Raw genomic sequence first — 24,289 nt, forward strand, 5'->3', positions numbered from 1 at the left:
TCATCGCCGCGGCCATGGACATTGTGACAGTATTACTGTCACAGTTGTGCTGTCGGCGATGCGCCGCCGATGCACGTCACCGTGGCCGGGAGGCCGGAAGGGACTTTCATGAAGCTGTCGATGCCCCTCGTCTACGCGGGCAACCCGCGCGCCTCGGCCGACCAGGTCGTCGCCCTGGAGAAGGCCGGACTCGACACCATCTGGGTCGCGGAGCCCTACGGTTTCGACGCCCCCACCCTGATGGGCTACCTCGCCGCGAAGACCGAGACCGTCGAGATCGGCGCCGGCATCCTCAACGTCTACTCCCGGACCCCGGGCGCCCTGCTGCAGACCGCGGCCGGCCTCGACAACGTGTCCGGCGGTCGCGCGGTCATCGGTCTCGGCGCCTCCGGCCCGCAGGTGATCGAGGGCTTCCACGGCCTGCCGTACGACCGCCCGCTGACCCGCACCCGCGAGGTGATCGAGGTGCTCCGCGCCGGCCTGCGCGGCGAGCGCCTCGACTACCAGGGCAAGACCGTCCAGGTGCCCCTCCCGGAGGGCCAGGGCCTCGGCCTCGGCAAGCCGCTCAAGCTGCTCAACCGCCCCGAGCGCGCCGACCTGCCGCTGTGGGTGGCGGCGCTGGGCGACAAGAACGTCGCGATGACCGCCGAGGTCGCCGACGGCTGGCTGCCCTTCCTCTACTACCCCGAGAAGGCCCAGGGCGTCTGGGGCGAGGCGCTGGCCCGCGGCGCCGCGAAGCGCTCGGCAGACCTCGGCCCGCTGCAGATCTCCGCGGGTGGCATGGTCGCCATCGGCGAGGGGCCCGAGACCAAGGCACTGCTCGACTTCATGCGCCCGCTCTACGCCCTTTACGTCGGCGGCATGGGCGCGCGCGACAAGAACTTCTACAACCAGCTGGCCTGCGAGTACGGCTTCGAGAAGGAGGCCAAGGAGATCCAGGACCTCTACCTCTCGGGCAAGAAGAAGGAGGCCGAAGCCCTCGTGCCCCTCGAGTGGCTCGAGGCCGGCAACCTGGTCGGCCCCGCGTCGTACGTCCAGGAGCGGATCGCCGCGTTCCGCGAGTCCGGCGTCACCAATCTGTCCGTGTCGCCCGCGAGCGACGACCCCGCCGCGACCATCGCACAGATCAAGGAGTGGGTGAGCTGATGCCCGAGCGTCCCAGCATCTACGAGACCGAGCACGAGGACTTCCGCGCGACCGTCCGCGCCTTCATGGAGCGCGAGGTCGTCCCCCACCACGCGCAGTGGGAGAAGGACGGCGTCGTCAGCCGCGAGGTGTGGCGCAAGGCCGGCGAGGCCGGCATCCTCAGCTTCGAGGTGCCCGAGGAGTACGGCGGCCTCGGCATCAAGGACTTCCGCTACAACGCGATCGTCGCCGAGGAGTGCGCCCGGGTCGGTGCCAGCGGCCCCGGGTTCGCGGTCCACACCGACATCATCGTCCCGTACCTCATCGCCATCGGGAACGACGAGCAGAAGGCGCGCTGGCTGCCCGGCACCGTCACCGGCGAGACGATCACCGCCATCGCGATGACCGAGCCCGGCGCGGGGTCGGATCTCCAGGGCATCCGCACCACGGCCGTCGACAAGGGCGACCACTACGTCCTCAACGGGTCGAAGACGTTCATCAGCAACGGCATCCTGTCCGACCTCGTCATCGTCGTGGCGAAGACCAACCCGGAGGCCGGCGCCCACGGGATCAGCCTGCTCGTGGTCGAGGAGGGCATGGCCGGGTTCACCCGCGGCACCAACCTCGACAAGCTGGGCCTCAAGGCGCAGGACACCGCCGAGCTCAGCTTCGACAACGTCATGGTGCCGAAGACCAACCTGCTGGGCGAGGAGGGCCAAGGCTTCATCTACCTGATGCAGAACCTCCCGCAGGAGCGGGTCTCGATCGCCTGCATCGCGATCGCCGCCATCGAGCACGTCCTCGACCTCACCCTCGACTACGTGAAGAGCCGGGAGGCGTTCGGCAAGCCGATCGGGAAGTTCCAGAACACCCGGTTCACGCTCGCCGAGATGGCGACCGAGGCCTATATCGCCCGGGTGTTCGTCAACCACTGCATCGAGCAGCTCAACAAGGGCGAGGTCGACACCGCGCTGGCGTCGATGGCGAAATGGTGGACCACCGAGCTGCAGAAGAAGATCGTCGACCAGGGCGTGCAGATGCACGGCGGCTACGGCTACATGTTGGAGTACCCCATCGCGCGGGCCTACGCCGACACCCGCATCCAGACGATCTACGGCGGCACGACCGAGATCCAGAAGGAGATCATCGGGCGGTTCCTCGGCCTCTGACGTCCTGTTCCACGACGACCCCGAAATGTCACATTTCGGGGTCGTCGTGTGTCTGGTGGTCGGCGCAGACTTCCGATGACGGCAAAGAGTTCCCGCTCCACGATGAATCAGGGGCGATCTCAGGGTCAGACCCGGAGGAATCCCGATGCCGTCCCTCCCACCCACCGGAGAAGTGTGACCACCATGCACCGTCAGATCGCCGGCACGCTGACCGGCCCCGTCACGAAGTGGATCGTGCTCATCGCGGTCGTCCTGATCGCCGGCGGCCTCGGCTCGTTCGCCGGGAAGCTGATCGACGTCCAGAACAACGAGACCGAGTCCTGGCTGCCCGAGAGCGCCGAGTCGACCCGGGCCTTCGAGAAGCTCGAGGCCTTCCAGGACCCGTACGACGTCGGCACGACGGTCGTCTACTACCGCGCGGCCGGGCTCACCGACTCCGACCTCGCCGCCATCGAGGAGGACGCCGTCGAGATCGCGAAGATCGACGGCGTCAGCGACGTGATCACGCCCGCAGGGGCGGCGGCGGCCGGCGTACCGGTGCCCTTCGTCTCCGCCGACGGGCAGGTGGCCAAGCTCGAGTTCACTCTCAACTTCGGCGACGAGCTGTGGGAGGAGCTCCCCGATCTCAAGCCCGAGATCGACAAGATCATCGCGATCGACGGCGTCGAGTCCTATCTCGCCGGCGCCGGCGGTCAGAGCGCCGACGCCGCGACGATCTTCTCCTCGGGTGACAGCAACCTGCTGATGATCACCCTGGGTGTGGTCATCCTGATCCTGCTGGTGACCTACCGCAGCCCGGTGCTGTGGCTGCTGCCGATCATCAGCGCGGTGGTCGGACTCGGCGCGTCCATGGGCCTGCTCTACTTCCTCGCCAAGCACACCGGTCTCACCGTCAACGGGCAGACCCAGTTCATCCTGACCGTGCTGGTGATCGGCGCGGGGACCGACTACGCGCTACTCCTCGTCGCCCGCTACCGGGAGGAGCTGCGCCGCCACCAGGACCGCCACGAGGCGATGGCGTTCGCCCTGCACCGCGCCGCACCGGCGATCCTGGCCAGCGCCGCGACGGTCGTCGTCGGCCTGCTGTGCCTGATGTTCGCCGACCTCAACTCGACCGCCGGCATGGGTCCCGCCAACGCGGTGGGCATCGCGGTCACCTTCGTCGTCATGGTGACCCTGCTCCCGGCGCTGCTGGTGATCTGCGGACGCTGGGTGTTCTGGCCGTTCGTGCCCCACTTCGGCACCGCCGAGCCGACCGCGTCAGGCCTGTGGGCGAAGGTCGGGCGGGGCATCGCCCCGCGTCCGCGGATCGTCTGGGTCGGCACCGCCGCCGCGCTCGCCGTCCTCTGCCTCGGGTTCCTGCGTCTCGACACCGGCGGCATCCCGAGCGACGAGCAGTACACCCAGGACCAGGACTCGGTCACGGGCCAGACGATCCTGGTCGACCACGGCCTGGTCGATGCGAGTACGCCGATCCAGGTCGTGGCGAAGGCGGACCGGGCCGACCGGGTGATCACGGCGATGTCCCGCGTCGAGGGCATCGCGACGCCGGTCCAGGTCGCCAGTCTGGACGGCACCGCGCTCATCGTCGCGGACCTTCGCAGCGATCCCTACTCCGACGCCGCCTTCGACGCGGTCCACGACGTGCGGGAGGCGGTCCACGGCGTACCGGACGCCGAGGCGCTGACCACCGGCATGTCGGCGGTGACCGTCGATGTCATGGAGGCGTCGGCCCGGGACAACAAGGTGATCATCCCGATCGTGCTGGGCGCGGTGCTGCTGATCCTGATCGGGCTGCTCCGCTCGGTGCTCTCCCCGGTCATCCTGGTCGGCACCGTGATCCTGTCCTTCGGCGCCGCCCTCGGCATCTCCGGTCTGGTCTTCGACCTGCTCTACGGCCGTGAGCACACCGATCCGGGCTTCCCCCTGTTCGCCTTCGTGTTCCTGGTCGCCCTCGGCATCGACTACAACATCTTCCTGATGACCCGGGTCCGGGAGGAGGCCGCGATCCGCGGCACCCGCAGGGGATCGCTGATCGCGTTGTCCTCGACAGGGGGCGTGATCACCTCGGCCGGACTGGTGCTGGCGGCGACCTTCGCGATGCTCGGCACCATGCCGATGACCTTCACCCTCCAACTCGGTACGACGGTCGCGCTGGGCGTGCTGCTCGACACCATGATCGTCCGCTCGGTCCTGGTGACGGCGATCAACCTCGACCTGGGCGGGCGGATCTGGTGGCCGAGCAGGCTGGACCGCGGGGGCACGACGGTCGGCGAGCCACCGAGCGCCGAGGAGGCGAAGGTGCCGGCCCTGTAACCCGGAACGTCGACCCGGCGCGTTCAAACGCGCCGGGTCGGCGCTTCTCAGATGTTCAGATGCGCCGGGTCGGCGCTTCTCAGACGTTCAGATGCGCCGGGTCGATGGGGCCGATCCCGCTCAGAAGGAGTTGGGGTCCGCGATCACGGACTCCGGCACGGGGTGCCGGTAGAGCCGTGAGGCGTTCTCCCAGGTCACCTTGCGGATCTGCTCGGCGGGCAGTCCGCCGACGGAGTCGGCCACGACCGCCTGCGTCCGGGGCCACAGCGAGTCGGAGTGGGGGTAGTCCTCCTCCACCATGACGTGGTCGACGCCGATCCGGTCGATGAGGGCGAAGGACGACGGGTCCTCGACCGCGCAGAAGTAGAAGTTGCGCTGGAGCACCTCGGCGGGCGTCAGCTCGATGCCGTCCCAGGTGCCGTACATCTCGTGGTACGTCGACATGTGGTCGAGTCGGTCGAGCAGGGCCGGCACCCAGCCGATGCCGCCCTCGGACATGCAGATCTTGAGGTCGGGGAAGCGGACCGGCAGGCGGGAGTAGAGCCAGTCGACGGTGGCGTGGATCGCGTAGGCGAAGAACAGCACGCCGACCACGTCCGGCGGGGCGTCCGCCGACGTCGAGGGCGAGGTGCCCGAGGAGCCGATGTGCAGGTTGACGACGGTCCCGGTCTCCGCGCAGGCCCGCATGATCGGGTCCCAGTGTCCGCTGTGCATCGACGGGAACCCCTGCAGGTGCGGGGCCTCGGAGAAGGTGACGGCCTTGAAGCCGCGCTCGGCGTTCTTGTAGATCTCCTGGGCGCCGACCTCGGGGTCGAGCATGAAGGGCAGCTGGCACGGGATCATCCGGTCCGGGTACGCGCCCGACCAGGCCTCGATGTTCCACTGGTTCCAGGCACGCACCGCCGCCAGCGCGAGCTCCGGGTCCTTGGTCGTCTGCTGCAGGCGGACCCCGCCGAAGCCGGCGAGGAACGAGGGGAAGCACAGCGACGCGTAGACACCGGACAGGTCCATGTCCTTGATCCGGTGGTCGATGTCCCAAGCACCCCGTCGCATGTCGGTGAAGCGGGCGGGCTCGAAGCTCCACTCGTCGATCGGCCGGCCCACCACGGCGTTGAAGCCGACATTGGGCAGCTCCTTGCCGTCGTACACCCAGACGTCGGCGCCGTCCTTGTCGACCACGCGGGGGGCCTGCTCGGCGAACTTGGCCGGCATCCTGCCCTCGAAGGTGTCGGGCGGCTCGACCATGTGGTCGTCGACCGAGATCATCGGGAACCCGCGGTCGGCCTTGTCCGGCTCCGGCAGGAAGGTGACCTTGCCCTTCACCGCGTTGGTGAAGCTCGTGTCCTTCGTGAGCTCTTCGATGCTTGCCATGCCTGACCTCTCTGGTTGATCGGGTCGATCGGGTTGATCGCGTGGGGTGCGGGGCGGCGCCCCGACGTCAGCTGGCCAGGAACTGGCCGACCAGCTGGTTGAACCTGTCGGGGTCCTCCTGGTGGGCGCGCTGCGCGCAGCCCGCCATCACGTGCAGGTCGCCGTGGGGCACGCGCCGGGCGCCGTGCAGGATGCTGTCGAGTGGGAAGTCCGCGTTCTCGCGTCCCCACAGCAGCAGCGCTCGCTGGCGGACCCGGCGCGACTGGCTCCACAGCGGTGGGTCGCTCTCGGCCGCCTCGAAGCTGCGCCGCACCGCACGCAGGCGTGCGATCGCTCCCGGCTGCACCGCGCGGGCGAGCTCGCTCTCGACCAGCGCGTCGGTGATCGCCCCGGAGTCCGCGAACTGCGTCTCCAGCCACTCCAGCATGGTCATCGCCGTCGGCCGGGCCAGGAAGGCGGACAGCTTGCGGACACCCTCGCTGTCGCGGAGACCGTCGTCGCCGACGACGAGCGTGCCCGGCGCCGCCAGGACCAGCCGGTCGACGAGCTCAGGGGCGTCGAGGGCGGCGCGCAGCGCGACCCAGCCACCCAGCGAGTGGCCGAGGACGTCGGCACGGTCGACGCCGAGCGAGCGGAGGGTGAGGCCGAGGCGCTGGACGGCATCGCCGGTGTAGTCGTCGGCGATCGGGACCTCCGCCGAGGCGCCGAACCCGGGCAGGTCCAGCAGGAGCACTCGCCGGCCGCGGGCGAACGCCTCGACCTGACCGGTGAACTCGCTGCGCCCGTCGGCGCCGGGGGCGAAGCCGTGCAGCAGCACGAGGGCCGGGCCCTGCCCCGCCTCCCACCCCCCGAGACCGCCGAAGGCGGCGCGGATCTCCGCGAGCGGACCGCTCGCGACCTCGCTCTTCACGTTCCTGCTCCGTCTCCGCGGGACCTGCCCGCACCTCGTCGTGGCGACAGACACAACTTAGAGAGCCGCAGCGCGTAGATCAAGATCTTTATGAAGATTATTCGACCCTCCCTTCGTCAGCCGCCGCGGCACCTGCACCGCGGCCTTGCCAGGAGCCACCCAACTCATGTAGATCTTCCATAACATTGGACGTCGAGAAGGGGCTAGATGCTTCCCGCACCGCAGATCGCCTTCCTCAGCCTGTCCCGGGCCCGCTCGCCGGTGCTGCACCGGGCGGTCAACGAGTGGCACCAGTTGGACCACCTGCCCGAGAACCGCGCGCTGCGGGGCGTGGCCTGGGGCGAGCGCTTCGTGCTGCCGCCGGCGGCCGCACACCAGGCGGTACGCCGGGGCGAGTTCGCCGACTTCCACTACGCCACGCTCTACTGGTTCGACGAGCCGCACGGCCCGGCCATCGGCACCTGGGCCGACTTCGCCGAGCAGTCCTTCCGTGAGGGCCGGCGGCCGGACGTGGCCCTCGTCGACCGCGCGTACATGGACTTCTTCCGGCTCGTCGGGGCCGCGGCGCCATCGGGCGTCCGGATGAACGAGCGCGGGCTGGTCCACCGCCCCGGCACCGGGCTGGTGCTGATCGCGACGTCCCTGCCCGCGGGCCGGTCCCGCACGGACCTGCACCCGCGCTTCGCCTGGGAGCTGGACGAGCTGGTGCCGGCGCTCGCCGCCGTGCCCGGCGTGGGCGGGGTCTGGTGCCTGCAGAGCGACGCGTCGCTGGCGCCGGCGACCTGGGCTTCGCGCGAGGCGGCACAGGGCACCGCCGAGGACCGGACCATCCGCCTGATCGTGGCCCGGACCGAGGTCGACCCGCCCGCGGTCGTCCTCGACCGGATCCGCTCCGGGGAGCATGCCCCGCGCCTGCGGCCGCCGCTCTCGCTGCCGGGCCAGGTCGCCTTCCACGGCTTCCTGGAGACCATCGTCCCCTGGCAGTGGGACTGGTTCGACGAGGCGACGTCGTGAGCCCGGCCGGCCCCGGCGGCGCGCGTCCCGGCGGCGGCGTCCGCTTCGCCCGCCTGGCCGAGCAGATCGCCGACGACCTCCGGACCCGGCTGCTGGTCGGCGACCTGTCCGACGCCACCGAGCTGCCGGTCGAGGAGACCCTGCGCCTGCACTACGGCGTCAGCAAGCCCACCTTCCGCGAGGCGGTGCGCGTGCTGGAGGCCGAAGGGCTCATCACGGTGCGCCGCGGGGCGATCGGGGGAGCCGTGGTCCACCGGCCCGACGCCGAGCACGTCGCCTACAGCCTCGGGCTGGTGCTGTCCGGCCGTCGCGTCGACGTGACCGACGTCGCCGCCGCCATCCGGGCCGTCGAGCCTGCGTGCGCGGAGGCGTGCGCCCTGCGCGAGGACCGCGACCGCGAGGTCGTGCCGGTACTGCTGCGCCTGCACGAGCGCAGCGTCAAGGTCGTGGACAACCTCGTCGAGGTCACCGCGCTGTCCCGCCTGTTCCACGAGGCCATCGTCGACCTGTGCGGCAACCACTCGCTCTCGGTCCTGGCGGGCGCACTGGAGTCCCTGTGGAGCTCGCACGAGTCGGCCTGGGCGAGCCGTGACGGGGACACCTCCACGATCCCCCGCGACCAGCGCATGCACGCGCTCGAGGAGCACCGCGTCCTGATCGACCAGATCGCCGCCGGCGACGCGGCCGGCGCCCGGGCGACGTCCCTGCGGCACCTCGAGGTGTCGCAGAACTACCCGAGCCCCCAGGACGGGGAGATCCTCGTCTCCCCCGCCTCCGTGCGCTCCCGCTTCATCGCCGCGTCCTCGTGAGTCCCGGGCTCCCTCGGCGCGGCGGTGCCGCGGGGCCCGGGACCGCGGCCCCTCAATCGGCGGGGCCGTTCCCCTCGATCGCCGGGTCCCCCCAGGCGTGGGGCTCTCGGGAGAAGACCTCCTGCAGCATCGGGAGGAAGAAGCTCAGCGGCAGGGTGTCGTAGTCGGGGTCGAAGGAGGGCGCGTCCCAGGCCGCGCAGAAGTGCGCGCAGGTGTCGAAGTACGGCGAGTCGCGGTAGCGCTCGCGGCTGTCGGTCGGGATCCCCATCGCCGCGCCGTAGTGGTAGGTCTGGAAGACGCCGTGGTGCTTGACGACCCACACGGACTCCTCGTCGAGGAAGGGCCGCAGGATGGCGGCCGCGACCTCGCTGTGGTTGTCGGGCGACAGGTCGTCGCCGATGTCGTGCAGCAACGCCGCGACGACCAGGTCGATCCGCGCCCCTTCCCGATGCGCCCGCGTGGCGCTCTGCAGCGAGTGGGTGTAGCGATCGACGCGATAGCCGTAGGTGTGACCCTGCATCGCCTCGAGCTGCCTCACCAGGTTGGGCACCAGGTTCTCCGTCCGGTGCCGCGCCGCCTCGCGGGCGATCAGCTTGATCTCCTCGGGGGTCGCGTCGTCCATCGTGGTGAAGCTGACCACGTCCATCGTCATGTCGACTCCTTCGCTCGTCTCTTCGGTGGGTGATCGGTCATCCGCGCAGCGCCCGGGGCACCGGTGTCGGTACGGCGGCCAACAGGTCGCGGGTGTAGGTCTCGGCAGGATCGCGCAGCACCTGCGCCACGGGCCCCTGCTCCACGACGCGACCGCTCCTCATCACGAGGACGTCGTCCGCGATCACCTCCACGAGCGCGAGGTGATGGGTGATGAAGAGCAGGGCCAGCCCGAGCTCGCGTTGCATCGACGCGAGGAGCTCCAGCACCTGGGCCTGGACGGAGACGTCGAGCGCGGCGGTCGGCTCGTCGCAGACCACGAAGTCCGGCTCGACGATCAGCGCGCGTGCGATGGCGACCCGCTGCAGCTGCCCGCCCGAGAGCTCGGCGGGGTGCCGTCGCCCGAAGCGGGCGGTCAGCCCGACCCGGTCCAGCATCTCGGCGGCCCGACGCGTGCGCTCCTCGGCGGAGCCGAGCTCGTGGACGACCAGCGGCTCGGCGACCGAGTCGGCGATGGTCATCCGGGGGTTGAGGCAGCTGTAGGGATCCTGGAACACCATCTGCATACGCCGCCGCAGCTCGCGCATCCGCGCCGCGGACTGGCGGCGCAGGTCGATCCCGTCGAACGTGATCGAGCCCCGGTCCGGCTCGATCAGCCGGAGCACCAGGCGCCCGACAGTGGACTTGCCGGCACCCGACTCGCCCACCACGGCGATCGAGCGGCCCTGGGCCACCGTGAAGGAGACCCCGTCGACGGCCGGCTGGACGGGTGCCGGGCGGCCGATCAGCCGACGGTTGCGGGAGAAGGTCTTGCCGAGGTCCCGTACCTCGAGCAGCGTCGTCATCGCGCGATCCCCTCCAGCTGCAGGTCCGTGGCCCGGTGGCACCGGACGTCTCGCCCCGCGCCGGCCACCGACAGACCGGGATGGCCGACGGCGCAGGCGACCGGCTGCGCGTGCGCGCACCGCGGCGCGAAGCGGCACTCCTCGCCGTGCGACCCGGCGGGCGGGATGGTGCCCGGGATCGACCGCAGCGGCTCACCGCTCCCCAGGACGGGGATGGAGCCCAGCAGTCCCTCGGTGTAGGGATGGCGCGGCACGAGGAAGAGCTCCTCGATCGCGCCGTGCTCGACGACCTCGCCGGCGTACATCACGGCGACGCGGTCCGCGACCTCAGCGACGACGCCGAGGTCGTGACTGATGAACAGCACCGCGAGCTCGGTCTCCCGCTGGATGTCGCGCAGCAGCTCCAGGACCCGGGCCTGCACCGTGACGTCGAGGGCGGTCGTGGGCTCGTCGGCGATGAGCAGTGAGGGACTGCTGCACAGCGCCGCGGCGATGGCCAGCCGCTGCGCCATCCCACCGCTGAACTGGTGCGGGTAGTCCCGGCTGCGGCGCTCCGGCTCGGGGATGCCGACGGCGTCGAGCATCTCGACCGCCTTGTCCCAGGCGGCCCGGCGGCCCAGGCCGAGGTGCACCCGGGCCACCTCCGCGACCTGCTCGCCGGCGGTGTAGGCCGGGTTGAGGCTGCGCATGGGGTTCTGGAAGATCATCGCGACCTCACGGCCGCGCAGCCGCCGCAGCTCGCGCTCGGGCAGGCCGACCAGCTCGCGCCCCCGGAACCGGATCGAGCCCTCGGCGATCCGGCCGCCCTTGCGACCGGCGAGACCCAGGACAGCGGTGGCGGAGACGGTCTTGCCCGAGCCCGACTCCCCCACGAGGGCGAGGGTCTCACCACGGTCCAGGGTGAAGCTGACGTCCTCGACGACCCGCGTCCAAGACCTCCCGGTGCGGTACTCCACGGTGAGGCCCTCCACCTCGAGCAGGGGCGGGGAGGGCTGGGTCGGGTCACTCATCGACGACCTTCCTTCCGGTCGCGGCCAGCGACCTGCGGATCCCCTCACCCACGAGGGTGAAGGACAAGACGACGGTGAAGATGAGGAGCCCCGGCAGCCAGACCAGGTTGGGCGCCAACGTCATCGTCTGGGCGGCCGTGCTCAGCATCGACCCCCAGCTCGCCGTGGGCGCCTCAACGCCGAGGCCCAGGAAGCTCAGACTGGCCTCCGCGCTGACCGCGACGCCGAGTGCGACCGAGACCTGGACCAGGATCGCCGGGACCACGTTGGGCAGCACATGCCGCAGCACCACCCGGGCCGGCGGGCAGCCGATGGCGATCGACGACTCGATATAGGTCTCGCCCATGACCTCGTGGGTCGCCGCGCGCGTCACCCGGAAGAACTGCGGCGCGAAGATCAGGCCCACTGCGGTCATCGCCTTGGTGAGGCCCGGCCCCAGGACGGCGACGATGGTGAGCGCGAGGATCAGCCCGGGGATGCTCATCAGGCCGTCGAACACGCGCGACAGCGCGGCGTCGAGAAGACCGCGGCGGAACCCGGCCAGCAGGCCCGCCGGGACGCCGATCAGCACGCTCACCCCGACCGCCACCAGGGCGGCCTGGAGGGTGACCCGCGAGCCGTAGACGAGCCGGCTGAACACGTCCCGGCCGTAGTCGTCGGTGCCGAACCAGTGCTCGCCCGACCACGGCTGGAAGCGCTGCATCAGCTGCTGGGCGTCGGGGTCGTGCGTCGCAAGCACCGGGGCGAGCACGGCACCCAGGACGATCAGGACCAGGTAGAGGAGGGCGACCGTCGCCAACGGCTCCCTGCGGGCGGCCGCGGCCGCCCGGCCCATCCTCCCGGGTCGCGGGCGCGACGGCGCTGACGTCTGGCTCATGTGCGGACCTTGGGGTTGAAGTAGCCGTAGGAGATGTCGACCAGCAGGTTGATGACCAGGACGATCAGTGTGGTGAAGGCGACCAGCCCCAGCAGGACCGGGATGTCGCGGTTGAGCACGCTGGTCACGGCGAGCCGGCCGATGCCCGGGAGGTCGAAGACGCTCTCGATCGCCACGGTCCCGCCGAGCACCTGGGCGAATCGGTAGGCGAAGACGGTCGTGACCGGGACGGCGGCGTTCTTCGCGGCGTGCTTGCCGAGCACCCGAGGCCGGGTCAGACCGCGCGCCTCGGCATTGGTGATGTAGTCCTGCCGCAGCACCGTGACCATCGCCTGGCGGAACTGCAGGGCGACCTCGGCCATCGGCAGCAGCGACAGCGCCGTCGCCGGCAGGATCAGATGGGACAGCCAGGGCCACAGGCCTGCCGAGAGCGGCTGGTAGCCGATGGCGGGCAGCCACCGCGCCTGCACCGAGAACAGCATGACCAGCACCAGCGCCACCCAGAACGGTGGGAGCGCGATGGCCGCCGACGCGACCGCCGTGATCGCGCGGTCGATCATCCGGCCGTGCCGGAGGGCGGCGGCCAGGCCGGCCGCCAGTCCGAGGAGCAGGGTGATGAGCATGGCGACGACGACGAGGGAGAGCGTCGCCGGCAGGCGGTCACCGATGGCATCGGTGACCGCCTGTCCGTTCGCCAGGGACGACCCCAGATTGGCCTGGAGTGCGTCGAGCAGCCATGAGCCGTACCTCTGGAGCAGGGGCTCGTCGAGGCCGAGACTCGCCCGGATCTCGGCGATCCGCTCCGCCGTGGGGTGCTCGCCGGCGATCGCCGCCGCGGGGTCACCGGGCGCGAGGTCGACGAGCACGAACACACAGAAGGTGACCGCCACCAGGATCGGCAGCGCGACGGCGAGTCGGCGCAGGGCATAACGGGTCATCGGGGACTCAGCTCCTCGGCACGAGCCCGATCACTTGACCATCGCGACGTTGCGGTAGCTGGGGAAGCCACTGCGCACCCAGGGCAGGTTCGGGACGTTGGCGATCTTCTCCGAGCGGACCCAGACCTGCTCGCCGCGCACGATCGGCGTCCACATGTCGTTGTCCGCCATCACCTTCCAGATCTCCCGGTACTTCGCGGCGCGCTCGTCGAGAGACTTCGTCGGGTCGGCGGCCTCGGCCGGCAGGGTGCCGAGGACGTCACCGAAACCACGCGCCGCGGCGAAGCCGTCGGTCACGTAGTAGGAGAGGGTCGAGGCGGGGTCGGGGGCCGGCGAGGCGTTGATGACCTGGGCGTCGAGCTCGCCGCGCCGGTACATCTCGTCGATCTGCGCGAACGGGATGGACTGCAGGTCGACCTCGATCCCGACCGCTCCGAGCTGGGTCTGCAGCGCCTGGGCCACCGGCTCGGCGGTGCTCCCGGTGGCCGCTGCGATGCTGATCTCGGCGCCACCGGCCTTCTCGACGAGCGCCTTGGCGGCCTCGAGATCGGGCTCCGGAGCGGCGAGATCGGGATCGGCGGCCCAGTAGTCCTCGGGATAGAACTGGGTCGCGGGGCTCGCGTTGCCCGAGAACAGGCCTTCGACGATCTCGGTGCGGTTGACGGCGAGCCCGATGGCCTCACGCACCTCGGGCTTGGCCAGGTCACCGCGCTCGGCGTTGACCATCAGGATCACCGGGGTGATCTGGGCGATCTTGTCGCCCTGCACAGCTCCCCGCTCCACGAGGGCGAGCGCCTCCTGGACCGGCGCCGAGCCGGAGATCTGGGCCACGTCGAGGGCGCCGGTCTGCACGCCGTTGAGGCGCGCCGCCTGATCGGCCACGGTGCGCACGACCAGCGTCGCGGCGTACGCCGTGTCCTCGTTCCAGTAGTCGTCGCTGCGCTCGAAGGTCACCTGCTCACCGGTCTTGACCTCGACCGGCACGTAGGGACCGGAGCCGGCGGTACCGGGGTCGAGGGCGAGCTCGTCGGCGCGCTCGGCGAGGGCCTTGGGGCTGACCATCATCCCGGCGTTGAGGGCGAAGGTGGCCGGCAGGTCGGCGCCCAGTCCGGGCACCAGGTCGAGCCGGACGGTGTACGGGTCCTCGACCACGACCCGGTCGATCGGCGCCAGGGCCGCGACCAGGCTGCTGCCCTCCATCGTCTTGCCGCGCTCGATGTTGGTCTTGACGACCTCGGCGTCGAACGCCGCGCCGTCGTTGAAGGTGACGTCGTCGCGGAGCTTCAGGGTGAGGCTGGACCCGTCCGCGGCGAACTCCCAGGAGGTGGCGAGCATCGGCTGCACCTGGTAGTCCGCGTCCATCTGGGTCAGGGTGTCGTAGATCAGGAAGGTGTAGGTGTTCTCGCCGATGTTGGCCTGCTTGGCCGGGTCGAGGGCGGAGAACGGGGACGGCGTGCCGACCCTGATGGTCGCGGTCCGGTCGTAGGTCGAGGGGTCCGCACTCGGGCCGCCGCCGTTGCCACCGGCGTCCTTCGACGAGCCCGAGCCGCACGCGGCCAGCGGCACCAGGAGCCCGACGGCGGCGACCGCCATCGCCGCCCGCCTCGTCACCCGGCTCACTCCAAGTCTGCGCGTCACGTCTCCACCCTTCTGTGTGTCCTGCGCCGCGGCGCAGTGCTCGTCGATGACCGGCCCGGAATGGTCGCGGGCCCGGCCGACGCCCCGTCAACCTGTGACGGGCGCCACGTCCCGAGAGTAGGACTTTGCGATTCTCGAAAGCAACAGATCCCATGGATCTTTTAAAGGTTTTTCCGCCTCCGAACGGTCGTTTCGAACACTAGAGGCCCAAAATTTCTATCTAAAGTTCCAAAAGAAAATCATGAGGCACCCAGCCGGTCCAGCACGCTCGCCACCTCGTCGACCGCACCGGTGAGGTCGGCAGCGGCCACGGCGTCCGCGAGGTCGCCCGCCCCGGCGTAGCGCAGCATCGCGGGCAGCCGGGTGCGCAGGCGCTCGAGGGTCCACGCCTGGGGGTCGCCCTCGGCGAACTGGTCGAACCGGACCACCTGGTTGGCCTGCTCCCCGTGACGCACGTAGTGGTAGTGGGGCTCGTTGTCGAAGCAGTCGAAGCGCAGCCACTCCAACCCGTCGGCCGTGCCGACGACGTGGATGCAGGCGCCGCCGTCGTCTATCCCGGTGTCCACCGTCTGGTCCGGCCGCCCGCGGTCGAGGGCGTTCGCGTTGATCGCCTCGTCGGACAGGTTGCGGGACTCCACGATGAAGGTGAGGGCGCCCGCAGGCACCTCGACGCAGCGATCGGGCACCATCGGGATCGGCATCACCTCGTAGGTCCGGCCGAGCCGGTAGGCCTCCACACCGCTGGGGGACGTCGTCATGCGAACTCCTTGACCGCGCCGGTGGGACCGGCGACCTGGTTGATGAGGGGGACGCCGTCGCGGAGACGGCACAGGTTCGTGGCGAACAGGTCGCCGGCCCGCGCGAGGGCCCGCGCCGGGACGCTGGCGCAGTGGGCGGAGATCGCGATGCCCGGCGTACTCCACAGCGGACTCGACGGCGGCAGCGGCTCGACGGTCGCGACGTCGAGGGCCGCCCGGATCCGGCCCGACGCGCAGGCCTCGGCCAGCGCGCTCTCGTCGAGCACGCTGCCCCGCCCGACGTTGACCAGCAGCGCGCCGTCGGGAAGCGCGTCGATCATCGCGGCGTCCAGCAGGTGCGTGGTGCCCGGTACGTCGGGCAGCGCACAGACGACGTAGCGGGCACCGGCCAGCAGGCCCGCCAGCTCCCCCAGGCCACGCTGGTCGGCCACCCCGGGCAGCGGGTCCGCCGCCGGCGTGCGGCGGGCCACCCGGACCGTCATCCCGAAGGCGCCCGCCAGGTCGGCGACCGCCCGGTTGATCGCACCGAACCCGACCAGCAGCAGCTCGGCGCCGCGCAGACCCTCGCCGTAGACCGGACGCCAGGTCCGCTCGGCCTGCGCGTCCCGCGCCTGTGCCAGCCGTTTGGCGTCGGCCAGGATCCGGGCCAGCACGAACTCGGCGATCTCGCCGGCCGCGGTGCCCGCAGCATTGCAGACCCGGACACCGGCCGCCGCGAGCTCCGCGACCGGCAGGTGCTCGACCCCCGTGCTGACCGCCTGGACGTACCGCAGACCGCTCAGCCGGCGCAGGTCGACCGCCGGCAGGGTCAGGCAGCTCAGCGCCCGGACGTCCGGCCAGGGGTACGCCGTATCGCTGGCGAGCGCCTCCGCGTCGTCCACCTGCCAGCCCGGCAGCTGCCGGCACAGGCGGTCGAGCTGGGCCGCGCGGACGCCCGGCCCGAGCAGGCCCGGATCCTCGGCCACCACGACCCGGCGAGGCGCGGCGCTCAGGCCAGCACCTCCGGCTCGGCCCGCAGCAGGCTGCGTACGGCACCGCCCCAGTAGACCTCGGCGGCCCGCTCCAGGAGCGAGGCCTTCATGCCGATCATGGCCGAGCGCGGCAGCTCCAGCGGGGTGCCCCCGGTGATCAGGACGTCGTACGCCAGGCGACAGGCCCGCTCGAAGGAGGCGGCGCGGTAGGTCGCCTCCACCGGGTCGGCGCCGGTGACGATCACGCCGTGGCTGGCGAGCACCGCGACCTTGGCGTCACCGATCTGCTCGGCGAGCTCCTGGGCACGCAGCGGGGTATCGATCTCGCCGCCGTACTCCTCCACGAGGACCATGTCGTCGAGGTACATCGAGCCGGTCTGGTGGACCAGCTCGGGCAACCGGCCGAGGGCGGCCAGCACGCAGACGTGGTACGGGTGGTTGTGGACCACGACCCGGGCGTCCTGCCGGGCGCGGTGCAGCTCGGTGTGGATGTGGATCGCCGGGGTGACGTCCCACCGGCCCCGCACCACGCGGGCGTCCTCGTCGACGGCGCAGATGTCGGAGGCGCTCACCTCGTCCCACCACAGGCCCCAGGGGTTGACCAGCATCTCGGTCTCCCCCGGGCGTTGCCAGGTGATGTGTCCCGCCATGTTCTCCGAGAACCCCTCGCGGGCCAGGACCCGGAAGGCTGCCGCGAGGGTCTGCTCGTCGGTGAGCGGACCGCGACTGACGGGTGGCATCACCGACGGGGCCCACACCTCGAGGCCGCCCTGGCGCGGCGCTTGCGGGTCGTCATGGCTCTCGACGACGGCAGCGGACATCGTTGTTCCTCCTGTTTGGGGCATGGACGGCGAACTCATCGGGGAGCCGGCTCCCGCTCGCGGATCTCCGCGATCCGGCGGCGCAGCTCGCCCTTGGCGACCTTCGCGCCGCTGGAGCGCGGCAGCTCCGGCACGATCTCGAGGCGCTCCGGGAACAGCTCTCGCGACACCCCCTGGCGCGCCAGGTGGTCGACGAGTCCGTCGAGCCCGAGCTCGTGGCCGGGGTGCAGCTCGGCGAAGAGGCAGACCCGCTCCCCCAGCACCGGGTCGGGCATCGGCACCGCGGCGGCATGGCGGATCGCGGGATGGCCGAGCGCATCGCTCTCGACGACCGCCAGCGGGATGTTCTTGCCACCCCGGACGACGAACTCGGAGATCCGGCCGACGACGCTGAGGTAGCCCTCCTCGTCGACCTCGCAGATGTCGCCCATGAGCATCCAGCCGTCCGGGGTGAACAGCGCGGCGTTCGCCTCCGCGTCGCCGAGGTAGCCCAGCGAGAGGGCCGGGCCGCGGCAGGCGGGCTGCCCGCGTCCCGAGGAGGTCACCTCCGTCGTACCGTCGTAGAGCCGCACGTTCATCTCCGGGACGATCCGGCCCGCGGTACGCAGCCGCTTGCGCAGGGGGTCCGCGGTCGTCGTACCGCTCAGCAGCCCGGTCTCGTTGGAGCCGTAGAACTGCAGGATCCGGGCACCGGTGCGCTCCTCGAACTCACGGGCCTTCGCCTCCGGCACCGCCTCGCCACCGGTGAAGACGACCCGCAGGGAGCTGAGGTCGAAGTCGTCGAGGGCCGCCTCGGCCAGCATCATGATGAACTGGGTGCTCACGCAGCACAGCACCGTGACCCGGTGCTCCTGGATCGCCCGGGCGGCGGCGAGCGCACTGAACCGGGGCAGCACCACCGTGTGCGCGCCGAGCTTGGCCGGCGTGACGTGGGAGGTCCACAGCCCGAAGCCGAAGGGCGCCGGGACGATCGACAGCATCACCTCGCCCTCCCGGAGCTCGCCATGGGCGACCGCGCGGGTGTGGAAGTAGTGCCAGCGGTTCTGGGTGTGCAGCACGGCCTTCGGCAGCCCGGTCGTGCCCGAGGTGGAGTTGATCAGGTAGAGCCCGTCGGGGTCCGCGACGACGTCGGGCAGTCGCTCGACCGGCCGGACCGGCTCCGGCGCACCCGGGGAGCGGGTCGCGATCCGGCCGTCCTCCAGCTCGACCGTGAGGTGCCGGGGCGCGATCCCCCGGTCCGCGAGCTCCGCGACGAGGTCGGCGGCGGGGCGGGCGTCGTACCCGGGCGGCGTGAGCAGCACCTCACAGTCACTGCGGCCCAGCAGGTGGGCGATCTCGCGGACCCCGGCCTTGCCGCCGAGGCCGACGACGGTCGCACCGAGCCGCTCGACAGCGACGAAGGCGAGGTGGATCTCGATCCCGTCGGGCATGCAGACCGCCACCCGGTCGCCCGCGCCGACCCCGGCGCCGGCGAGGACCCGGGCGAGCGCGGTCGCCTCGGCGTCGAAGCGCGCCCAGGACAGCGACGCGTCCCCGCTGGTCCACGCGGGCCGCTCCGGCCACCGGGCGGCGTTGCGGGCGACCGCCGCGCCGACGGTGTCGTCGCTCCACCAGCCCCGGCGGCGGTACTCCGCGGCGAGCTGCGGGTCGATCAGACTCATATGAATATTCTAGATCTTCTAGTGACCTCGGTCAATCGCGAATCCGACGATAGGCCCCAGAACGCGCTCCGGTCGGGCCATCCGGACAGAAGCGAGCGGGGAGGGGGCTTCCTGGAGGCTGTCGCTCGCAGGGAATCTTTCATATGATTCAGTGGTGCCCCGGCGGGACGCCCGCTCCCGCCGGCCGAGAAGGAGCCCGCATGAGCCGCGCGAGGATCGGCCTGCTCTTCGACGTCCGCAACCCGGTGCCCTGGGCGCGTCCCTGGCCCGAGCTGCTCGCCGGGACGCTCGACCTCGTCGTCGAGGCCGAGCGCCAGGGCGCCGACGCGATCTGGGCGACCGAGCACCACGGCTTCGAGGACGGCTACCTGAGCCAGCCGCTGACCTTCCTGGCGGCGGCCGCCGCCCGGACCAGCCGCGTGCGCCTGGGCACCGGCGTCCTGCTGGCCGCGCTGCGTCACCCCCGCCACGTGAGCGAGCAGGCCGCGCTCGTCGACAACCTCAGCGACGGGCGGCTCGAGCTCGGCGTCGGCGCCGGCTACGCCCCCACGGAGTTCGCGACCTTCGGTCGCGACCTCGGACGCCGGATGTCCTTGGCCGACCAGAGCATCCGCGACCTGCGGTCGGACCTGTGGGACGGCCGCCTCCGGCCGCCGCCGGTCCAGGCCAGGGTCCCGCTGTGGCTCGGGTACCAGGGGCCGCAGGGAGCGCGGCGCGCCGGCCGACTCGGCGTCGGACTGCTCTCCCCCGACCCGCGGCTGCTGGCGCCGTACCGTGAGGGCCTGGCCGAAGGCGGGCACCCGGCCGACACGGCGGCGATGGGTGGCCTGGTGCCGCTCGTGCTGAGCAGCGACCCGGAGCGCACCGCCCGCCGCCTGGCACCGCACTACGCGCACCAGACGCGCACCTACGCCGGCGCCCGGCATTCCGGCGGCGAGCCCGTCCCGCCGGCGAGCCCGGAGGACCTCGACGCGCTCGTCACCACGATGCTGGACCCGTCCGGCCGGGGCCTGCGGGTCGTCACGGTGGACGCGGCCGTGCGGGAGCTGGGAGCCGTCCTCGACGCCGCTCCCATCCGCCACCTCTACTTCTGGGCCACCGTGGCCGCCATGCCCGAGGACCTGGTCCACGAGCACCTCGCCCTCACCCTCGGCCGGCTGGCTCCCCGACTTCGGGCACGATGACCCCGACAATGCATGCGCAGCACCACGTGTCGTCGTACCGTCAGCCGGTACGAGGCTCGGGTCGACCACCAGGGCGACCCCCAGAGAGGAAGCCATGACCCCTCCAGGCAATCCGGCACCCGCCGGCGGCGTGCGTTTCGCGCGCCTTGCCGAGCAGATCGCCGACGACCTGCGGACCCGGCTCCTCGTGGGCGACCTCGCCGAGGCCACCGAGCTCGCTGTCGAGGAGTCGCTGCGTGGTCATTACGCGGTCAGCAAGCCGACCTTCCGCGAGGCGATGCGCGTGCTCGAGGCGGAGGGACTGATCACCGTCCGGCGCGGCGCCATCGGCGGGGCCGTCGTCCACCGCCCCGACGCCGAGCACGTCGCCTACAGCCTCGGCATGGCCCTCGCCGGCAAGGGGGTCAGCATCACCGACGTCGCCCAGGCGCTGCGCGAGGTCGAGCCCGCCTGCGCCGCTGCCTGCGCCGGCCGCGCGGACCGGATGCAGGAGATCGTCCCCATCCTCTCCCGTCTCCACGAGCGCTCGGTCAAGGTCGTCGACAACCTCGTCGAGGTGACCGCGCTCTCCCGGATGTTCCACGAGACCCTGGTCGATCTGTGCGGCAACCAGTCGCTGGTGATGCTGGCCGGGGCCCTGGAGTCGCTGTGGAGCTCCCACGAGGCTGCCTGGGCCCACCGCTCCGCCGACACCGTGGACATCCCCCGCGCGGAGCGCCTCGAGGCCCTCGACGAGCACCGCGAGCTGATCGACGCGATCGCCGACGGCGACCCCGAGGCGGCACGCAAGATCGCCCTGCGGCACCTGCTCGTCGCCCAGATCTACCCCGGCGACCAGATCGACGTCCTGATCTCGCCGACGTCGGTCCGCAAGCGCTTCACCGACTCCTCCGGCTGAGCCCCGACGCCGTGTCGCGCACGGCCGACGACGCCCGGCCGATCGCTGCGTAGGACGCAGCCTGCGGCGGAACCCCACCCGTTAGTCTCGTCGGGATGTCCGAGGTACCGACCCCCCAGGCCCCGACCCCCCAGCAGGTTCGTCGTGCGTTGGCGCGGGTGGAGCGTGGTGCTGTTCTGGATGTGGGTGAGGCGGCGGTGTTGTTGGCCGCGGTCGGTGGTGATCTGGATCGGTTGTGTGTTGCGGCGGGTCGGGTGCGGGATGCGGGTCTGGTCGCTGCTGGCCGTCCTGGTGTGGTGACGTTCTCGCCGAAGGTGTTCGTCCCGATCACCCGGTTGTGTCGGGATCGGTGTCATTACTGCACGTTCGTGGAGACTCCGACCCAGGGGGTCCGGGAGGGGCGGGCGCCGTATCTGTCGCCGGACGAGATCCTCGACATCGCCCGCCAGGGCGCGTCGTTGGGGTGTCTGGAGGCGTTGTTCACGTTGGGTGATCGGCCGGAGGACCGGTGGCCGCAGGCGCGGGCGTGGTTGGACGAGCAGGGCTATGACTCCACGATCGCGTATGTGCGGGCGATGGCGATCCGGGTCCTCGAGGAGACCGGTCTGCTGCCGCACCTGAACCCGGGTGTGATGTCGTGGGAGGAGTTGAATCGGCTCAAGGCGGTGTCGCCGTCGATGGGGATGATGCTGGAGACCACCTCGTCCCGGTTGTACGAGACGAAGGGTCTGGCTCATTACGGGTCGCCGGACAAGGACCCCGCTACCCGGTTGCGGGTTCTGGAGGACGCGGGCCGGTTGGGGATCCCGTTCACGACGGGTCTGTTGGTCGGGATCGGGGAGACCCTGGCCGAGCGGGCGGAGACGATCTTCGCGCTCCGGAGGGTCTCCCGCGCCTATGGGGCGGTCCAGGAGGTGATCGTGCAGAACTTCCGCGCGAAGCCCGACACCGTGATGCGTCATGTCGACGATCTGGACCTGAGCGAGTATCGGGCGGCGATCGCGGTGACCCGGATCGTGCTCGGTCCCAAGGCGCGGATCCAGGCACCCCCGAACCTGGTCGACCTGAATGAATGCCGTGCGTTGCTGGATGCGGGGGTCGATGACTGGGGTGGGGTGTCGCCGTTGACGCCGGATCATGTGAACCCCGAACGGCCGTGGCCCTCGCTGGAGCGGCTGCGGTCGATCACCGAGCAGTGTGGGTTCGACCTCAAGGCCCGCCTGACGGTGCATCCGGAGTACGTCACCGGTGCGTTGGGTCGGGGTGAGGCGTGGATCGACCCGCGGCTGCATGCCCACGTCGCCGCGCTCGCGGGCCCGGACGGGCTGGCGGTCCCCGACGTCCGCCCGGTCGGGCTGGCGTGGCAGGAGCCCGACGGCGGATTCGACGCCGACCACGGACGCGGCCGCACGAACCTCCACGAAGCAGTGGACAGCGAAGGCCGTAGCGAGGACCGGCGTTCCGATTTCGCCTCGGTGTACGGCGACTGGGCCACCGTCGGCGAGGCCGCCGCGATCACCAGCCGGCTCGACGGGCTGATCGATGGCACCCCGGCCGTGCTGCACGCGGAGGGTGGTGACGCGCTGCGGGCCGCGGAGGCGGCCGCCTCCGCGGGTCTGGTGGACCTGTCCGATGAGCACGCGCTCACCCTGATGACCGCGGAAGGGGACCTGCTCCGTCAGGTCATCGGGTTGGCCGACGACCTCCGCAAACAGGTCGTCGGTGACACGGTGACGTATGTGGTGAACCGGAACATCAACTTCACCAACGTCTGCTACGTCGGGTGCCGGTTCTGTGCGTTCGCGCAACGCCGCACCGACGCCGACGCCTACTCCCTGTCCTATGCCGAGGTCGCTGATCGGGCCCAGGAGGCCTGGGACCTCGGCGCTACCGAGGTGTGTATGCAGGGCGGGATCGACCCCGAACTCCCCGCCAGCGCCTATTTCGACATCGCCGCCGCGGTCAAACAACGCGTGCCCGACATGCATGTCCATGCGTTCTCACCGATGGAGGTCGTCAACGGCACCGCCCGCACCGGCCTGAGTATCGAGGACTTCCTCATCAAAGCCCGTGAATCAGGGCTCGGCTCCCTGCCAGGGACCGCGGCGGAGATCCTCGACGACGAGGTCCGCTGGGTCCTGACCAAGGGCAAGCTGCCCACCTCGACCTGGATCGAGATCGTCACGACCGCCCACCGCATCGGACTCCCGACCACGTCCACGATGATGTACGGCCACGTCGACAACCCCCGCCATTGGGTCACCCATCTCAATGTCTTGAAGGGCATCCAAGACACCGCGGTCGCCAACGGCAGCAGTGGGTTCACCGAGTTCGTACCCCTGCCGTTCGTCCACACCTCCGCGCCGATCTACCTCGCGGGCGTGGCCCGGCCCGGACCGACCCTGCGGGACAACCTCGCCGTGCACGCGATGGCGAGGATCCTGCTCCACGGCCGGATCTCCAACATCCAGACCTCCTGGGTCAAACTCGGCATCGAGGGCACCCGAGCCATGCTCCAAGCCGGCGCCAACGACCTCGGCGGGACCCTCATGGAAGAGACCATCTCCCGCATGGCCGGCTCCCAACACGGCTCCGCCAAAACCATCGAAGAACTCACCCACATCGCCCACGGCATCAACCGCCCCGTCCACGAACGCACCACCCTCTACGACCACCCGGTGCGTCAGGCCGGCTGATCCCGCGACCGGCCGGGACCGCTCCGGCGCTCCCGCCAGGCGCGGAACCGTGCCCAACCGCGCCGCACGGTGCGCCAGGCCAGCCAGAGCAGCACCAGGCCCGCGACCAGCAGGACCGCGGCGATCGCCGCGGCGGCGTACGGGTGCTCGATCGCGAACCACACCACGGCGAGCACGGCGACGTCCTCGCCGACGCTGATGCCGATATTGCTGAACGGCTCGGGCACCGTGTTGACCGCCATCCGGGTGCCCGTCTTGACCGAGTGCGACGCGAGCGCGCTGCCGCCGCCCACGACGCCGCCGAGCAACTCGTTCAGCGACGCCGAGTCACCGGCGATGAGCACGCCCACGACGCCGCCCACCAGGGGGCGGATCGCGGTGGAGACGACGTCCCACGCGGAGTCGACGTACGGGATCTTGTCGGCGACGAACTCGAAGACGTACATCAGCGCGGCGACCGTGAGCACCTCCCAGCGGCCGAGCACGTCGGGGATCGAGGCGAAGGTGCCGACCCGGTCGGCCAGGCCGAGGACGAGCACGACCAGGTAGCTGTTGATCCCGCTGGCCCAGCCCGAGGAGAACGCCAGGGCGAGTGATTCCACATCGCCAGCGTAGGTCCCCGCGACC

General features: G+C 71.0%; 21 protein-coding genes. 8 read left to right on the forward strand and 13 right to left on the reverse strand.

Translation table 11 applies throughout. From position 1 onward, the window contains the following. The first annotated feature begins 108 nt into the window (after positions 1-108). From QJ852_20495 to QJ852_20505, 3 genes are all read left to right on the forward strand, one after another. Positions 109-1,146, forward strand: coding sequence for an LLM class F420-dependent oxidoreductase (locus QJ852_20495; GenBank protein WGX95521.1), 1,038 nt, complete (start codon positions 109-111; stop codon positions 1,144-1,146). Continuing rightward, positions 1,146-2,294 carry an acyl-CoA dehydrogenase family protein gene (locus QJ852_20500; protein WGX95522.1) on the forward strand — a complete coding sequence of 383 codons (1,149 nt, stop codon included), beginning with the start codon at positions 1,146-1,148 and terminating at the stop codon, positions 2,292-2,294. Before QJ852_20495 ends, QJ852_20500 begins: the two co-directional genes overlap by 1 nt. A gap of 183 nt (positions 2,295-2,477) precedes the next feature. Further along, entirely contained in the window at positions 2,478-4,610 is a 2,133-nt protein-coding gene (locus tag QJ852_20505; protein WGX95523.1) for an MMPL family transporter, read from the forward strand. Between the two features lie 120 nt (positions 4,611-4,730). On the opposite strand, the gene QJ852_20510 is transcribed toward QJ852_20505, so the two are convergent. Then, a complete protein-coding gene (locus tag QJ852_20510) occupies positions 4,731-5,981 on the reverse strand; it encodes an amidohydrolase family protein (protein WGX95524.1) in 1,251 nt (416 codons plus the stop codon). Positions 5,982-6,048: 67 nt separating this feature from the next. Continuing rightward, positions 6,049-6,891, reverse strand: a complete 843-nt coding sequence (locus QJ852_20515; protein ID WGX95525.1) for an alpha/beta fold hydrolase — start codon at positions 6,889-6,891, stop codon at positions 6,049-6,051. Positions 6,892-7,098: 207 nt separating this feature from the next. On the opposite strand from QJ852_20515, the gene QJ852_20520 reads away from it, so the two are divergent. Beyond that, on the forward strand, positions 7,099-7,905 hold the full coding sequence (locus QJ852_20520; protein ID WGX95526.1) for a hypothetical protein: 807 nt from the start codon (positions 7,099-7,101) through the stop codon (positions 7,903-7,905). Then, positions 7,902-8,714, forward strand: coding sequence for an FCD domain-containing protein (locus QJ852_20525; protein ID WGX95527.1), 813 nt, complete (start codon positions 7,902-7,904; stop codon positions 8,712-8,714). The genes QJ852_20520 and QJ852_20525 overlap by 4 nt, the downstream gene beginning before the upstream one ends. 52 nt (positions 8,715-8,766) lie before the next feature. Here the strand turns inward: QJ852_20525 and QJ852_20530 are convergent, their stop codons facing one another. The 10 genes from QJ852_20530 to QJ852_20575 form a co-directional block, all read right to left on the reverse strand. Further along, on the reverse strand, positions 8,767-9,366 hold the full coding sequence (locus tag QJ852_20530; protein ID WGX95528.1) for an HD domain-containing protein: 600 nt from the start codon (positions 9,364-9,366) through the stop codon (positions 8,767-8,769). A 37-nt stretch (positions 9,367-9,403) separates the two neighbouring features. Beyond that, positions 9,404-10,210: an ATP-binding cassette domain-containing protein gene (locus QJ852_20535; protein WGX95529.1), complete on the reverse strand. Its 807-nt coding sequence runs from the start codon at positions 10,208-10,210 to the stop codon at positions 9,404-9,406. Then, the gene (locus tag QJ852_20540) at positions 10,207-11,220 is read right to left on the reverse strand and encodes an ABC transporter ATP-binding protein (protein WGX95530.1); all 1,014 of its coding nucleotides are present in this window, start codon (positions 11,218-11,220) and stop codon (positions 10,207-10,209) included. The genes QJ852_20535 and QJ852_20540 overlap by 4 nt, the downstream gene beginning before the upstream one ends. After that, on the reverse strand, positions 11,213-12,097 hold the full coding sequence (locus tag QJ852_20545) for an ABC transporter permease (GenBank protein ID WGX95531.1): 885 nt from the start codon (positions 12,095-12,097) through the stop codon (positions 11,213-11,215). Before QJ852_20545 ends, QJ852_20540 begins: the two co-directional genes overlap by 8 nt. Beyond that, entirely contained in the window at positions 12,094-13,035 is a 942-nt protein-coding gene (locus QJ852_20550) for an ABC transporter permease (GenBank protein WGX95532.1), read from the reverse strand. Before QJ852_20550 ends, QJ852_20545 begins: the two co-directional genes overlap by 4 nt. A gap of 30 nt (positions 13,036-13,065) precedes the next feature. After that, on the reverse strand, positions 13,066-14,673 hold the full coding sequence (locus QJ852_20555) for an ABC transporter substrate-binding protein (protein ID WGX95533.1): 1,608 nt from the start codon (positions 14,671-14,673) through the stop codon (positions 13,066-13,068). A 239-nt stretch (positions 14,674-14,912) separates the two neighbouring features. Then, positions 14,913-15,431 (reverse strand): hypothetical protein, encoded by a 519-nt coding sequence (locus QJ852_20560; protein ID WGX95534.1) that lies wholly within the window; start codon positions 15,429-15,431, stop codon positions 14,913-14,915. Beyond that, entirely contained in the window at positions 15,428-16,396 is a 969-nt protein-coding gene (locus QJ852_20565) for an NAD(P)-dependent oxidoreductase (protein ID WGX95535.1), read from the reverse strand. The genes QJ852_20560 and QJ852_20565 overlap by 4 nt, the downstream gene beginning before the upstream one ends. A 23-nt stretch (positions 16,397-16,419) precedes the next feature. Continuing rightward, positions 16,420-17,223, reverse strand: coding sequence for a class II aldolase/adducin family protein (locus QJ852_20570; GenBank protein WGX95536.1), 804 nt, complete (start codon positions 17,221-17,223; stop codon positions 16,420-16,422). A 35-nt stretch (positions 17,224-17,258) separates the two neighbouring features. Beyond that, complete coding sequence (locus tag QJ852_20575; protein ID WGX95537.1) at positions 17,259-18,884, reverse strand: class I adenylate-forming enzyme family protein; 1,626 nt, start codon at positions 18,882-18,884, stop codon at positions 17,259-17,261. 200 nt (positions 18,885-19,084) lie between these two features. Between QJ852_20575 and QJ852_20580 the strand changes: the two genes are divergently transcribed. The 3 genes from QJ852_20580 to QJ852_20590 all read left to right on the forward strand — a co-directional run bounded on the left by QJ852_20580 (position 19,085) and on the right by QJ852_20590 (position 23,662). After that, complete coding sequence (locus QJ852_20580; protein WGX95538.1) at positions 19,085-20,068, forward strand: LLM class flavin-dependent oxidoreductase; 984 nt, start codon at positions 19,085-19,087, stop codon at positions 20,066-20,068. A 94-nt stretch (positions 20,069-20,162) separates the two neighbouring features. Next, complete coding sequence (locus QJ852_20585; protein WGX95539.1) at positions 20,163-20,966, forward strand: FCD domain-containing protein; 804 nt, start codon at positions 20,163-20,165, stop codon at positions 20,964-20,966. A gap of 95 nt (positions 20,967-21,061) precedes the next feature. Then, positions 21,062-23,662 carry a bifunctional FO biosynthesis protein CofGH gene (locus tag QJ852_20590; protein ID WGX95540.1) on the forward strand — a complete coding sequence of 867 codons (2,601 nt, stop codon included), beginning with the start codon at positions 21,062-21,064 and terminating at the stop codon, positions 23,660-23,662. Here the strand turns inward: QJ852_20590 and QJ852_20595 are convergent. Beyond that, positions 23,650-24,264 (reverse strand): DUF4126 domain-containing protein, encoded by a 615-nt coding sequence (locus QJ852_20595; protein ID WGX95541.1) that lies wholly within the window; start codon positions 24,262-24,264, stop codon positions 23,650-23,652. The genes QJ852_20590 and QJ852_20595 overlap by 13 nt on opposite strands. Positions 24,265-24,289: the final 25 nt, after the last annotated feature.

This window comes from Nocardioides sp. L-11A (assembly GCA_029961745.1).
GTDB lineage: Bacteria > Actinomycetota > Actinomycetes > Propionibacteriales > Nocardioidaceae > Nocardioides.

What these genes read in the sequence shown, in the direction of transcription:
- QJ852_20505 (WGX95523.1), top strand. Translation starts at nt 2,478, where the DNA reads ATGCACCGTCAGATCGCCGGCACGCTGACCGGCCCCGTCACGAAGTGG.
- QJ852_20500 (WGX95522.1), top strand. Translation starts at nt 1,146, where the DNA reads ATGCCCGAGCGTCCCAGCATCTACGAGACCGAGCACGAGGACTTCCGC.
- QJ852_20510 (WGX95524.1), bottom strand. Translation starts at nt 5,981, where the DNA reads ATGGCAAGCATCGAAGAGCTCACGAAGGACACGAGCTTCACCAACGCG.
- QJ852_20560 (WGX95534.1), bottom strand. Translation starts at nt 15,431, where the DNA reads ATGACGACGTCCCCCAGCGGTGTGGAGGCCTACCGGCTCGGCCGGACC.
- QJ852_20585 (WGX95539.1), top strand. Translation starts at nt 20,163, where the DNA reads ATGACCCCTCCAGGCAATCCGGCACCCGCCGGCGGCGTGCGTTTCGCG.
- QJ852_20570 (WGX95536.1), bottom strand. Translation starts at nt 17,223, where the DNA reads ATGTCCGCTGCCGTCGTCGAGAGCCATGACGACCCGCAAGCGCCGCGC.
- QJ852_20580 (WGX95538.1), top strand. Translation starts at nt 19,085, where the DNA reads ATGAGCCGCGCGAGGATCGGCCTGCTCTTCGACGTCCGCAACCCGGTG.
- QJ852_20545 (WGX95531.1), bottom strand. Translation starts at nt 12,097, where the DNA reads ATGAGCCAGACGTCAGCGCCGTCGCGCCCGCGACCCGGGAGGATGGGC.
- QJ852_20550 (WGX95532.1), bottom strand. Translation starts at nt 13,035, where the DNA reads ATGACCCGTTATGCCCTGCGCCGACTCGCCGTCGCGCTGCCGATCCTG.
- QJ852_20590 (WGX95540.1), top strand. Translation starts at nt 21,062, where the DNA reads ATGTCCGAGGTACCGACCCCCCAGGCCCCGACCCCCCAGCAGGTTCGT.
- QJ852_20575 (WGX95537.1), bottom strand. Translation starts at nt 18,884, where the DNA reads ATGAGTCTGATCGACCCGCAGCTCGCCGCGGAGTACCGCCGCCGGGGC.
- QJ852_20520 (WGX95526.1), top strand. Translation starts at nt 7,099, where the DNA reads ATGCTTCCCGCACCGCAGATCGCCTTCCTCAGCCTGTCCCGGGCCCGC.
- QJ852_20540 (WGX95530.1), bottom strand. Translation starts at nt 11,220, where the DNA reads ATGAGTGACCCGACCCAGCCCTCCCCGCCCCTGCTCGAGGTGGAGGGC.
- QJ852_20535 (WGX95529.1), bottom strand. Translation starts at nt 10,210, where the DNA reads ATGACGACGCTGCTCGAGGTACGGGACCTCGGCAAGACCTTCTCCCGC.
- QJ852_20495 (WGX95521.1), top strand. Translation starts at nt 109, where the DNA reads ATGAAGCTGTCGATGCCCCTCGTCTACGCGGGCAACCCGCGCGCCTCG.
- QJ852_20530 (WGX95528.1), bottom strand. Translation starts at nt 9,366, where the DNA reads ATGACGATGGACGTGGTCAGCTTCACCACGATGGACGACGCGACCCCC.